The following is a 12556-nucleotide window of genomic DNA, read 5'->3' on the forward strand; positions in this document are numbered from 1 at the left end:
ATCAGGCATGGCGCGAGCCTGTCCAATGATCATCGGGGTCGCGATCAGGACACCCGCGCCGCGCCGAAATTGGCATCGAGCCAGGCTATTGCCTCGGTCACGTCGTCGAGACCATAGCTTGCAACCGTAGGCCCGCGCGGCTTCACGCGGATAGAGATGCCGATGGCCTCGTTTATTGCCTCGAAACCGTTTTCGTCCGAGGTGTCATCTCCGAGGAATACGGGGCGCCGGCCGGCAAAGGGCTGGATTTCCATGAAACGCCGGATGGCAGCTCCTTTGACGGCTTCCAGCGGCATGAGTTCCACGCCCGCGTTTCCCGCAATCACGCGGTACCCAGGCGGAAGTTGCGTCAGTGCCTGTTCGACAAGCTGCGTTGCCCGGGCAAGCAGTTGCGGCGCAGCGCGGGTATGGATGGCCAAGACCGGTCCCTTGCGCTCGATGTAGACCTTGCGTCCACCCAGTTCGGCTTCAATCTCGTCGGCAAGAGCCGCGATATCCGCCGGAGCGTCGGCAATGTCGACTTGACCGTCCGCCGTCAACCGATGCTCGAGCCCGTACAGCCCTGCAACGCGCAGCTTCAGGGGATGAAACAGTCTGTCCACGGCAGCGACCGAACGTCCGGTGATGAAGGCGAGGGCGCCGCCCAGCCTTCGCTCGATATTTCCGAGAAGCTGACGCAGTTCGTCACCGACGAAGACAGCGTCGGGATGAGCGGCATGTTCCAGCAAGGTGCCGTCGATATCGAGAAAAAGCGCCCATTGCCCTTCCGGCAGGTCGGGGGCTAGCGGCAGTCGAAGGTCCGTCACGACGCGGCCTTTCGTGCCCGCTCGAAGATGGAAACGACGTTGTTGCTGTTGGATGGCCGCTCGCCGTTGCCGGTCACCCCGCGTTTGCGAAGGCGCGCAGCGTCCAGCAGCATGCTGCCGGCCCAGCGATAGACGTTATTGTCGCGGACCATCTCGCGCATGGGCCGCATGCGCTCGCGCTGCTCGTCCGGCGTCATGGTCAACGCCTGTAGCAGCGCCTCGCTCATCATGGTCGCATCATAGGGATTGACGATCAGTGCCTCCAGGAGTTCGCGCGAAGCGCCGGCAAAGGTGCTGAGCAGCAGCACGCCCTGTTCGTCGTCGCGCGCCGCGACGAATTCCTTGGCGACCAGGTTCATGCCGTCATGCAGGCTGGTGACTATGCATATGTCGGCGGCGCGATAGATCTCGTAGACCTGCTCCTGCGAGTGATGTTCGTCGAGCAACAGGACGGGACTGTAGTTCTCGCCGCCGTAGCGCTGGTTGAGCTCTTCGGCATAGCGAAGGCATTCGTCATGAAGTTGCTGGTAGGCCGGCAATGTGCCGCGGCTGGGCGCCGCAACCTGCAGGAAAACCACTTTGCCTACCCGTTCGGGATATCGCGTAAACAATTCATCCAAGGCATGAAAGCGATCGGGAATGCCTTTGGTGTAGTCGAGGCGCTCGACGCCGACGCACAGTTTGACGTTCGCCGGCAGCCCGAATCTTTCGCGGACACGGGCACGGCATTCCTCGACAGCCGGCAATCTTGCCAGCAGTTCGGCCGGCCATTCTATGGAAATGGGGTAAGCGTGGACCAGAGTCGGATGCCCACCATAGGAGATCGCCGCGTCCGCCCGTTCTATCCGGCTTTCCAGGATGCGATCGACGCTCTCGGTGAAATTATTGGCATGAAACTGCGTGTGGAAGCCGATGATGGAGCTGCCGAGCAAACCTTCCAAGATCCGTTCACGCCATGGGCAGATGCTGTACACTTCGGAGTTGGGCCATGGGATATGCCAGAAAGTAATGATGATCGCCTCGGGCAAGCGCTCACGGATCATGCGCGGCAAGAGCGCGAAGTGGTAGTCCTGAACCAGCACGATCGGCCGCTCGTTGCGCGCTTCGGCAACCACCGTATCGGCGAACTTCCGGTTCACGGCCTCATAGACCTGCCAGTCCGACGCCCGAAAAATCGGGCGAGTGAAGGCGATATGACAAAGCGGCCACAGACCTTCATTGGCGAAGCCTAGATAATAGGCCTGGTATTCTTCCTCGGTCAGCCAGACCCTGCGCAGCGTGTAGGACGGATTGCCGGGCGGCACCTCGACCCGGTCGTTCTCGTCGACGGTGAGACGGTCCGCTGTTCCGCCGCCATACGCAATCCAGGTGCCGGCACAGGCGCGTGTGATCGGCTCAAGTGCCGAAACCAGTCCGCTGGCCGGCACTAGGAGCTCGATGCCATCATCCCTGGTGTTGTGGATGTAGGGCTCGCGGTTGGATACGACGATCACCTGCGTCTCCGGCAGATCGTCGGCCAGGATCTTGCGCAACGTGTCGGGCGACCATGTGATCAGCGCTGCATCGGCCGAGTGGCCATTCTTTTCAAACTCCCGCAGCACGGTGCGAGCCGCTTCCGAAGCCAAGTCATCGCCTGCGGAGGATGCGGCCGCTGGTATGTGGCGCCAGCGGGATATCGAGAACACCAGGGCAACAGCGGAAAGGCCAAGGCTTGCAATGATTAGAACCCAGAGTACCTCTATGCCAAAGTCTGACATGGGAACAACGATCTTCTCCGGCCGGTCGGTGGCCATTTTATTTGTTTTTCGAATTCGCGGCCGCCAATCAGCTGCCGTGCGTCGGAACGCTCGGACGGGCCATCGGTTCCGCTAATTGCAGCCCCGCGGTTGGTTCCATGCGAAAAGCCAAGCTAGGTCCGCACGACGAGCGGCACCAACCCCTCATGCCGTTCGGCGAGAAAGGCGACGACCCTGTCGCCGACACGCTGGAATGTCAGATCCACCTTCCTGGTGCCAACCCCAAGATGCCTCAGCGTGAGCGTGTCGATACCAATCGGCAGCCTGGGACGGGTGACGTGGATTTCGCCGTCCCAGCCGTCGATCTCAAGACCGAGGCAGGCCTGCATGAGCATGAAGGCAGACCCGGCCGACCACGCCTGCGGCAGGCAGGCGACAGGATAGGCGATGGGCGCTTCGCCCGGCGCGCGGGTAAAGCCGCAGAACAGTTCGGGCAGCCGCATGTTGAAATGGACAGCCGATTCGAAGGTGCTGCTCATCAGCCGGATCACGCTTTCACGCTCGCCAAAGCGTGCCAGACCGGCGCCGCAAATGGCGGTGTCATGCGGCCAGATCGAGCCGTTGTGGTATGACATCGGGTTGAAGAACACAGCATCGTCAGCGAGCGTCCTCAGCCCCCAGCCGGAATGGAAGGACGCCGAAAGCAGCTGGTCGGCGACCATCTGCGCCCGTGCCGGCGCGGGGAGGCCGACATAGAGAAGGTGCCCGACATTAGACGTCCGCACCTTGCAGGGCTCGCCGGCGCCGTCGATCGCCAAGGCATAGAAGCCGAGATCGTCCAGCCAGAAATGGCGTTCGACAGCGGCGCGCATGGCCTCGGCGCTGCTCTCCCAATGATCGGCCCTGTCGATTTCGCCGCGGCGGCGGGCGAGCGCCGCCAATCCCCGGAACGCCGCAAAGGCATAGCCTTGCACCTCCACCAGGGCGATCGGTCCCTTCGGGATTCGGCCGTCGGCATGGAACACGGAATCGCCGCTGTCCTTCCATCCCTGGTTGGCGAGGCCGGTCTCGGCGGCACGCTGATAGGTGACGAAGCCGGTCGGCCGGCTCGCCTCCTCGATCCATTCAGCCGCAGCGCAGAGCGACGGCCACTGGCTGTCGACGAACGCCATATCACCGGTACGGTCCGCATAGGCGCAGGCGAGATGGATGTAGAGTGGCGTCGTGTCGACACCGCCATAGTAGCGGCCGAAGGGGAGTTCCCGCAGCGCCGCCATTTCGCCTTTGCGGGTCTCGTGCATGATCTTGCCCGGCTGCGAATCGCTGAACGGCGATGTCTCCGTCGCCTGGTGCTGGGCAAGGAACGCCAGCACGCCTCGCGCCAAGCCCGGGTTGAGCCACAGCATCTGCAAGGCGGAGATCACGCCGTCGCGGCCGAACGCCGTCGAAAACCAGGGGATTCCCGCATAGGGGTAGGGTCCGGTCGTAAGCTCGGTGGTCAGCAGCGCCACATCCGCGCGGGCGCGCTCGACCCAATCGTTGAAGACGCGCCCGGAACTGTGCATCGTAGCACCATGGCGGCGTTTGGCCCGCATGCCGAAGCGAGCCCGGGCCGCGGCGGCGCGGAAGCGATCGCGGTTCGGTGTTTCCGCCATTTCGGGACCGACTTCGACATACAGCACCTTGCTGCTGCGCCTCGTCACGGCAATCAGGAAGTCGGCTCGGTCGCCCGTCAGATGGTCCGGCGCCTGCGAGAACGATATCGCCGACATCCGCGCCAGCCCGTCCAACCCGTCGTAGCGAAGCAGCACGCAGGTCGCGTCCGTCTTGGCAGCATGGGCCATGCCGCGCTTCAGCCTTGTCGATCCGCGCACTTCGAACATGTCGCGGAAATCGGCGGCAAAATACAGCGAAACGCGGATGGTGGAGTGTTCCTGGCTGTAGTTGGAAAGGGTGATGCGTTCAAACAGCCGGTCCTGCCAAAGCAGCCTGACGCGTTCGATATGGATCGCGCCCTGCGGAATATCCCGGCCGCGGACGCTCTGCATCGGCAGATTGGTCAGGTTGGCGGTGAAGAGCACATTGTCCTGGCTGAGCGACGCACCGAGCAGCGATGTCTGCCGGTCGCCGACGGTCAGCCGGAATTCGGAAAGCACTCGCGTGTCGTCACGGAAGAAACCGTCGCCGGCGCCGCGGATATCGCCGTAGGCGTCGGACACGGCAAAACAATCGCCTTGCTTGAGGGCGAACAGCCGATGCGGCTCTCGAGGTGCGGTGGCGTCCAGGGACGCAAGTGCTACCGCGGGATCAAGCTGGCGCTCGTCGAGTTGGGCCATTCTCTATATATCCCTCTCGTTTCGCCCCCCTGAGGTAATGCCGCTCACGACGCTCTTGCTTCGGCCGAGGCGCCGATCAGGCGCGCATAGGCGGAAACATAGTCGCGGGTCATTCTTTTGGCAGAAAACCGCGTTTCGAAGACAGCTCGCACCCTCCGCCTGTCGAGCCGCAGCAAGTCGGGCACTGAAGCAACCGCGCCTTGCATGGAATCCACGATAAAACCGGTCACGCCTTGATCGACGATTTCCGGCAAGGCGCCGCAGTTCCAGCCAATCACCGGCGTGCCGCAGGCCATCGCTTCTATGACGGCAAGACCGAACGGCTCCGGCCAGTCGATCGGGAATACGAGGCCGGCCGCGTTGCCGAGGAATTCCGCCTTCTTGTCTTCCTCGATCTCGCCAACATAGTCGACACGATCACCATCGACCAGCGGCTCGACCATGTTGCGGAAATAAGCCCGGTCGTCGTCGCCGATCTTTGCTGCAAGCTTCAGTTTCAGCCCCGAGCGCAGCGCGATCTCAATGGCACGATCCGGACGCTTGTCGCGCGACATCCGGCCAAGGAAGGCGAGGTAGGGCTCCCCTGGGCTCGGCTCGAAAACCGGCTTGTAGAGTTCGGTCGGCAGCCCGTGGTGGATCGTCGCCAGCCAGTTGGCGTCGGCCAGGCCCGTCCTTTGGCTGCCGGACACGGAGATCATCGGAAAGCGCGGAAAACGCTTATAGGCCGGTGCCAGATCGACGTAGTCGAGCCTGCCATGCGGCGTCGTCACCGTCCGCTCATGGATGCGCTCGAAGAAGGAAAAATGCAGGAAATGGCTGAGGTGGAAGTGAATGATATCAAATTCTTGAGCTCGTTTCCTCACCTCGGAAAGCATCGAAAGGTGCGCGGCTGTCTCGGATTTCAGCGGGCTTGGGTCAAGACGCAGCGCACCCTCGCGACATGGCACCAATTTTGCCGAGGTCCTTGTATCGCCACTGGCGAACAAAGTTACGTCGTGGCCTAGCTCCACCAACCCTTCGGTCAGATAGGAGACAATGCGCTCCGTGCCTCCATAGAGCCGAGGCGGCACGGATTCGTGGAGCGGCGCCACATGGGCTATTTTCATAGACCGGCATTTCCCAGAAAGACCATCGCTGATGTCGAAATGCACCACTCCCCCGAACGTTCCGCAACGGCAAGAAGTCGGGCGATGACTGGCGATTCCCCCAGCCGGCCCGCTGCCAGTTATCAAGGCCGTGGGCGTTTTTGCCGGGAACCAATTGGCTGGCCGTGAATTTAACTAGGTTCGATCGAACGCATCGCGATCGACGGGAGGAAAAGATGAATCGCCTGGAATTCTTTACGCCGGTGCGAATTGCGCGCGGGCACGGAGAGCCTGTGGAAGAAATCGACAATGTCAGCGAAGCGATGACGTTTTTGCGCCACTGGCCGAAAGGTAGGCGCGGCCCGGTGTATCAATGCGCGCTGAACTGCGCCGCTGCGGCACTGGCAGGCCGGATGTCTGCCGAGGAAGCAAGAAAGGCTTTTGTGGGCTTTGCCCGGATCACCCGGCTCCTGGATGACGACATAGCGCTGCCGATACGCGGCGAAAAGATAGACAGCGCATACACGCCTCGGCGATAGACGCCAGCGCTCCCAGGTGCCAGTTTGCCGACCAGCCCAGTTGGCGAGCAGCATCACCGCGACACCGGCGATCTGCGTCGGCGCCCAGGAAGCCCGGGCGCCTGGATCCAGGCCGACCCCAAAATTTATGGCAAGACCGAAATGCGCCCCAGAAGCGCCACCAGTTCCGCCTGACGTCTCGTTTCGGTCTTGGCGAACAGCGAGGCAAGCTGTGAGCGGATCGTGGTGCGACTGAGCCGCCAGCTGCGGGCGATCTCCAAAGGCGCATCGCCCTGAGCCAAACGCAGAGCCAGATGCGTTTCCGCGCTCGTCAAGCCAAACATCCTTTGCAGTGTCTGAGGATTTGGCCCCGACCTGTTCACACGGCCAAGCAATGCCACGATGCTGGTTCCGTCGGGGGCGATAAGACCGTTCTCTTTCAGTACCACCGGCCTGTCACCTGTGCTGCGGATCACCACCCAGGAAAGGGAGCCCGGCAGGAAAGGCGCCGGAACATTTGCGACCAGCCGCCTTAGGGCTGCCGAAAGCGCACTGGCTGTATCAGCCGCTTCGCCTTTGTGCTCCAGAGTGGGGCGCTCCGGTGTGGGGCGCTCCAGCGTGGTTAGAGCGGCCGCGTTCCATTCGATTACTTTTCTGTCGCGGTCTAGTACGAGATAACCACAGCCAAGGCGATCAAGCATGCCGGTGACGGATTCCAGGCTGCGTCTCCTTGGTTCGTCGCCCCCTGTCTCCGACCGATCTGATGCACGAGCTGAAGGATAAGCATAGGAGGGGCGCGTCACCTGCGCGTCAGGGTTATACTTGGTTCCTGTCGTGATGTACCGGTCGCCCACAACGGCATCACTGTATCTATCGATCATAGCCATCTTCCAACCTCCCCAAAGGTCCATCAGCCCGTAGTAACTTGCCCGGGATTTACGAACAGTCTTCTTGTGCAGGGCTCGCAAAAAATGCGCTCCCTACTGTCTTGAAACTCGTTATATTCTGATGAGTTCTGTTCGCCCCTGTTTGATAAAATGCGCGCTGTGATAGTGGTATGGCAATCCCGCAGTCGGACTAGGTTGTACGTTTTTTGCGCTAGTCTCGATGGCCTAGTCATAAGGTAGTAGTCTATGTCGATGAACTGGCAGTCGCGCAGGTCGGATTTGAACCCAACGGGCAGACTGCTAACTCACATTGCCTCCGCATCGGTGCTGGCTGCTACGCTGATATTTGAAACAAAAGCGTCAGCATACATCGGAGAAGGGTCGAGTTTCCTGGAATTTATTCCAGCTATTATTATCATTTCCTACCTTGAAGACCGTGGTCCTGCGCTTGCGGCGACGGTCCTGATGGTGGCTGCCGGCTTGTGGACACGAAGCACCCTGCATGGTCAGATCTCCGGCGAAGATTGGGCGCGCGCCATTCTGCTTCTGATTTCCGGTGGCGTGATTGCCATGACATTCCATCGGCTGCGGCAGGACGTGCGTGAGCTGCTGGAGGTAGCCGAAGCCAGGCTCGCTGCCGTCGAAGCAACCGAAAGCCGCTATCGCTGGGCTTTCGAGCGCGCCGCCATGGGGTTCGCAAACATCAACGACAAAGGTGAGCTGCTGCAATCCAACAGACGGCTCAGCGAGATGACAGGCTACGAGGAGGAGGAGCTTGCCCAATTGCAGCTGGAGACACTCGTCCATCCGGACGACCGTGATGCCTTGGCGCAATTGCTGGCTGGCCTGGGCAAAGACTCTGCTTCGTTCGCTTCGGAGGTGCGTCTGTTAAGAAAGAACGGTTCGGCATTCTGGGCGCGGCTAACGCTGTCTTTGTCCGTGCCCGACGGGGTTCTCTCAGAGACTATTTTCGTTGTGGTCGACGATATCTCGGGACGTCGAGCCGTGCACGAAGCGCTTCGGGCTCAGAAGGAGTGGCTGGATCTGGCTTTGTCTGCTGGACGCCTGGCCACGTGGCGGATCGACCTTAAAGACGGCATCGTCACCGGTTCGGGCGCATTCTGGGACATTCTCGGACTGCCCCCCGCCGGCAGCCGCCGGTTGGAGGAACTGTCGGCCGTCGTTCATCCGGCGGACTGGCCAAAGCTGGCTGTATCGAGAAAGCTCGCATCGGTCACGAACTACGACGTCGAGATTCGCGTACGACGACCGGACGGACATATCCGCTGGGTTGCTCTGCGCGGAAGGGAAGAGAAATACGATGATCGTCTACAGCGGCTCGGCGTGGCCGCCGACCTGACCGAGCGACGGCAAACCACGCTGCTGCGTGCCGCGGCAAAGAAGCGGGAGCGCATCATGCTCGAGCAACGCCACAGGTTCATCAACCTGTTCCCGGTGATCACGGCACTGGTGAACATGGTCAATGTTCCCGAGAACGATGTCGCCAGGTACAAGGAGACGCTGATCGACAGGATTCGTTCGCTCGAGGCAACGCATCTGCTGCTTTCGGGCAACAGCAGCGGGTCGGGGATGCTTCACGATCTCGTTGCCCAGGAGTTGCAACCGTATATGGGGACACGCGAAATATCTGTCAGCGGTCCCTCGGTTACGATGTCGGGAGGCGCCGCCGAGAGCTTTGCGATGATTGTTCACGAGCTTGCGACCAATTCCTTGAAACATGGAGCGCTTGGCGATTCAAAGGGCCGGGTCGAGGTAAATTGGACGTTCGCATCGGAAGATGGGGGCGGTGACATCGTGTTCGATTGGGTTGAATCAGGGCGGCGGCGGCCGCCTTCAAAAGTTGTCCGCCATGGTTTCGGTTCAATGATAATCGGAGTGGATGGGGCGCCGCTTGTCGGTCACTCCCCCAAGCTGGAAATGACGGATCACGGGCTGCGCTATTCGCTGCGGCTGTCGCGCAAGGAAATCGGCCCTTGACGCCAGCGGGCCAAGATCGGAAGCGTTAACAACGCCCCTTACGTATCAAAAGAACGTAGCGCTCTAATTAATTGATATCCCTCGTTAACCATGTCTTCAGCATAACGGCAGCCTCCGTCCGATTCCGCACCCCAAGCTCACGCAAAACCGCAGCGGCATGGATTTTCGTCGTCGCTTCGGCGATCTCCAGATCGCGCGCGATTTCCTTGTTCGAATAGCCTTCCGCCATCAGCTTGAGGACCTCCTTTTGCCTCGAGGTCAGCCTGCCAAGATTGCCGGTGGTGGTACGTCGCTGCGGGACAGGCTCGGCGGGAGCAGGTACGTGAGTTGTTTGCGCAGCACCGGGGCGCGACAGAAGTGCAGGGACGTAGATGCGGCCCGAGAGGATTTCGTTGACGGCCATGACGACCTCCTCGTCTTTTTGCGACTTTACGATATAGCCGTGGAGACCGATCGACAGAGCCGTGAGTATCTCCGAGCGTGAATCGTTTCCGGAAACGATGGCAAATCGCGTATCCGGATAAGCCGATAGAATGCCGCTGAGCACTTCCTGATTGAACAATCCCGGCATGTTCAAATCCAGGATCGCAAGATCAACGGACTCCTGCTCGGCCAGCAGACTGAGCGCGGCGTCGAAACACGACGCCTCAAATATCTCCACACCTGGAATGCCTGCGCTCAGAGCCAAGCGCAGGCCACGACGATACAGGCCGTGATCGTCGGCGATGACGATTCGATACATTGAACTACCCCAACGAAACCTGCATGGATTGAACGGTCACCGGCCTTTGGAGTCGTGGCCAATCGCTCGTCAATTCATTCAGTCAACGCCAGCGGTGCCCCAACACCGCAAGCCCAGCTTGCTAATATAATCCTAAAAGGCAGGTAAGGCTCCTCTTTTTTTGAACCCTGTCAACGAGAACCGCTGAACACGTCGAATCTTCCGTTCCTATCCTCCAGAACCATGTGCCAACGCCTTGAGACGATGCCGATGGCTCGCGATCGCCAATGCCATGGCGAGGCGTGTTTTTCGATTGCCGATCGGGAACTTAGTGATTTAACTTCCACTCAATTGTCGGGCACTGCGATCGGCAAGACAGGGAGGGAGCTGTCGTGAGCGAAGAGATCAGTGTCGCCGAAGCCTACCGCAGAGGCCGCACCATCTTCATGGGGCTGGAGTTGCTCATCGCGCCCGGTGCGCTCGTTCCCCGGCCGGAGACGGAGTTGCTCGGCATGACAGCACTTGATGTTCTGCGGCAAATGAACCTGTCGACGCCGCGGGTTGTCGACATGTGCTGCGGAGCCGGCAATCTGGCCTGCGCCATCGCGCATTACGCTCCTGCCGCGCAAGTCTGGGCGAGCGATCTCACCGATGGATGCGTCGAGGTCGCGCGCCGCAACGTCGCCCATCACGACATGGCAGATCGCGTGTCGGTGCTGAGGGGTGACTTGTTCAGTGCTTTCTCGGGCTTGGAGCTCGACAGCACGATCGACGTGATCGTCTGCAACCCGCCATACATTTCGGAAAAGCGGCTCGAGGGCGACCGCGCGCATCTGACCGAGCTCGAGCCGCGTGAAGCGTTTGCAGCCGGCCCCTACGGCCTGAGCATCCATATGCAGGTGATCAAGCACGCGCCGCGCTACTTGCGGCGCGGAGGCATCCTGCTCTTCGAGGTCGGTCTCGGCCAGGATCGGCAGGTCATGCGTTTGCTGGAGCGCTCCAAGTCCTTCGAGGGGATCCGGGCCATCACGAACGAAGCCGGCGAGGGAAGGGTGGTTGTGGGACATACTACGCCGTGAGCGTCAGCCATGCCGCAACGGCTGGCTCAATTCGCGGTGTTCACGCTTCTGGCGCGCTCCAGCAAAAAGCAAAAAGGTGGCGCTTACTCGCGTCCCTGATCGGCTTTTTGGGCTTTTCTTGATTTATTCGGTGCTATTGCAAGCCCGCTGTTGTCCGGGTTTGCGTCGGAGACAAAGCTGTATGCAAAGATGTGTCCCCGGTTTTCGTCGGTTACTCGGATCCAATCCTTTTCCCACCTTCGCAGCGTAACATGTCGATCTGTCGACATGGCGGCGGCTTTGAAGGGGCTCGGCGCGTTGATGACACGCACCGTAATCACGTCATCGCCCTGCATTTGTTCGACGAGATACGTCTGCATAAAGGCCTCCCCAGCGCCCGTTGCAACCTTAACGTCAGCCAAAAAGTTCGGTTGCAGCGTAGCAAAGAGATTTTCGACAAATGTGACGAACCGACGAGGCGTGTGGGCCGAGGGGTTAGCCCTGGATCGACCAAGCGGCGCGCAGGTCGTTGGCTTGGGCGAAACTGACGCCGCAAGCAGCCAGAGCGCCTTTGGTCGCTGTTACGAGCGCGGCATTGTCCTTGGCAGTCGTGCCGTCGGCCAGGGTAAAATTGTTCTCGAAGCCGACGCGGGCATGACCGCCCAGCAGCGCACCGGCCGTAACGCATGCGGTTTCCTGCCGACCGAAGGCACAGACCATCCAGTGCGCGAAGCGCGGGCGGTCCTGCGCAAGGAAGGGCAGCAGATCGGCCGGTCGCGAAACCTGTCCCGGCGTGTAGCGGCCGAGCACATAGAGCACCGGGATGTCGTCGAAAGGCACCAGACCTCGCTGCTGCATGGCGGCCAGGGCCGACGCCTCTTCGGGCGCGTAAAGAATGATTTGGGGGGCGATCCGCTCGCTTTTCAACCACGCCAGGAACTGCGCGAAAGCGGTCTCATGGGCGGCGTCCGGCACCAGTTCACGCAGCGCCAGCGAAACCGCCTCAGGGCGGACAGCGCGCACCACCGCCATCTGCTCGGCCGGCTGGTAGCGGCCGATCGCTTCGCTGGTGATCTGGATGATCAGCCGCTCGCCCACCGCATCACGTATCGCTTTCGTCGTCTCGCGATAAGCGTGCGCGTCGAGCAAATGGCCGCCGTCGCGGTCGCGGACATGGGTATGGATCATGGCGGCGCCCGCCTCAAGGCAGGCGGCGGCAGTCCGGGCCAATGCCCAGGGGCCGATCGGCAGGGCAGGGTGGTCTTGCTTGCCACGCCGTCCACCATTCGGCGCAACGGCGATTGCCGTCGGTGCGATAAGTCCAGGGCCGGCCGCGTCCCTGTCGACGGTCATAGGCTCAGTCCAATCGTTTCAGTATTGCGCAGTATGTAACATATGTTGCATGATAGGT

At 60.9% G+C, this 12556-nt stretch carries 11 protein-coding genes; 3 read left to right on the forward strand and 8 right to left on the reverse strand.

Annotation, left to right across the window (positions count from 1 at the left end; translation table 11 throughout):
- Nucleotides 1–44 precede the first annotated feature (44 nt).
- The 4 genes from otsB to BLT09_RS13990 all read right to left on the reverse strand — a co-directional run bounded on the left by otsB (nucleotide 45) and on the right by BLT09_RS13990 (nucleotide 5984).
- Nucleotides 45–806, reverse strand: coding sequence for a trehalose-phosphatase (gene otsB / locus BLT09_RS13975; RefSeq protein WP_091593842.1), 762 nt, complete (start codon nucleotides 804–806; stop codon nucleotides 45–47).
- Complete coding sequence (locus BLT09_RS13980; protein WP_091594053.1) at nucleotides 803–2563, reverse strand: alpha,alpha-trehalose-phosphate synthase (UDP-forming); 1761 nt, start codon at nucleotides 2561–2563, stop codon at nucleotides 803–805. The genes otsB and BLT09_RS13980 overlap by 4 nt, the downstream gene beginning before the upstream one ends.
- Before the next feature lie 152 nt (nucleotides 2564–2715).
- Nucleotides 2716–4878, reverse strand: a complete 2163-nt coding sequence (locus tag BLT09_RS13985) for an amylo-alpha-1,6-glucosidase (protein WP_091593846.1) — start codon at nucleotides 4876–4878, stop codon at nucleotides 2716–2718.
- A gap of 44 nt (nucleotides 4879–4922) precedes the next feature.
- Nucleotides 4923–5984 (reverse strand): glycosyltransferase family 4 protein, encoded by a 1062-nt coding sequence (locus BLT09_RS13990; RefSeq protein ID WP_091593848.1) that lies wholly within the window; start codon nucleotides 5982–5984, stop codon nucleotides 4923–4925.
- A gap of 215 nt (nucleotides 5985–6199) precedes the next feature.
- On the opposite strand from BLT09_RS13990, the gene BLT09_RS13995 reads away from it, so the two are divergent.
- Entirely contained in the window at nucleotides 6200–6502 is a 303-nt protein-coding gene (locus BLT09_RS13995; RefSeq protein ID WP_091593850.1) for a DUF982 domain-containing protein, read from the forward strand.
- Between the two features lie 125 nt (nucleotides 6503–6627).
- Here BLT09_RS13995 and BLT09_RS14000 read toward each other — a convergent pair whose 3' ends face one another.
- Nucleotides 6628–7368 (reverse strand): helix-turn-helix transcriptional regulator, encoded by a 741-nt coding sequence (locus BLT09_RS14000; RefSeq protein ID WP_091594055.1) that lies wholly within the window; start codon nucleotides 7366–7368, stop codon nucleotides 6628–6630.
- Between the two features lie 246 nt (nucleotides 7369–7614).
- Here BLT09_RS14000 and BLT09_RS14005 point away from each other — a divergent pair, with 246 nt between their 5' ends.
- Complete coding sequence (locus tag BLT09_RS14005) at nucleotides 7615–9366, forward strand: PAS domain S-box protein (RefSeq protein WP_236473591.1); 1752 nt, start codon at nucleotides 7615–7617, stop codon at nucleotides 9364–9366.
- A gap of 67 nt (nucleotides 9367–9433) precedes the next feature.
- Here BLT09_RS14005 and BLT09_RS14010 read toward each other — a convergent pair whose 3' ends face one another.
- A complete protein-coding gene (locus BLT09_RS14010; protein WP_091593852.1) occupies nucleotides 9434–10108 on the reverse strand; it encodes a LuxR C-terminal-related transcriptional regulator in 675 nt (224 codons plus the stop codon).
- Nucleotides 10109–10479: 371 nt separating this feature from the next.
- On the opposite strand from BLT09_RS14010, the gene BLT09_RS14015 reads away from it, so the two are divergent.
- Nucleotides 10480–11166, forward strand: coding sequence for a N5-glutamine methyltransferase family protein (locus BLT09_RS14015; protein ID WP_091593855.1), 687 nt, complete (start codon nucleotides 10480–10482; stop codon nucleotides 11164–11166).
- 83 nt (nucleotides 11167–11249) lie between these two features.
- Here the strand turns inward: BLT09_RS14015 and BLT09_RS14020 are convergent, their stop codons facing one another.
- Complete coding sequence (locus BLT09_RS14020; RefSeq protein ID WP_167366430.1) at nucleotides 11250–11525, reverse strand: hypothetical protein; 276 nt, start codon at nucleotides 11523–11525, stop codon at nucleotides 11250–11252.
- 115 nt (nucleotides 11526–11640) lie between these two features.
- Nucleotides 11641–12498, reverse strand: a complete 858-nt coding sequence (locus BLT09_RS14025; protein WP_091593857.1) for a beta-keto acid cleavage family enzyme — start codon at nucleotides 12496–12498, stop codon at nucleotides 11641–11643.
- Between the last annotated feature and the right edge of the window lie 58 nt (nucleotides 12499–12556).

It is taken from the genome of Mesorhizobium muleiense (assembly GCF_900099905.1).
In the GTDB taxonomy this organism is placed as follows: domain Bacteria; phylum Pseudomonadota; class Alphaproteobacteria; order Rhizobiales; family Rhizobiaceae; genus Mesorhizobium; species Mesorhizobium muleiense.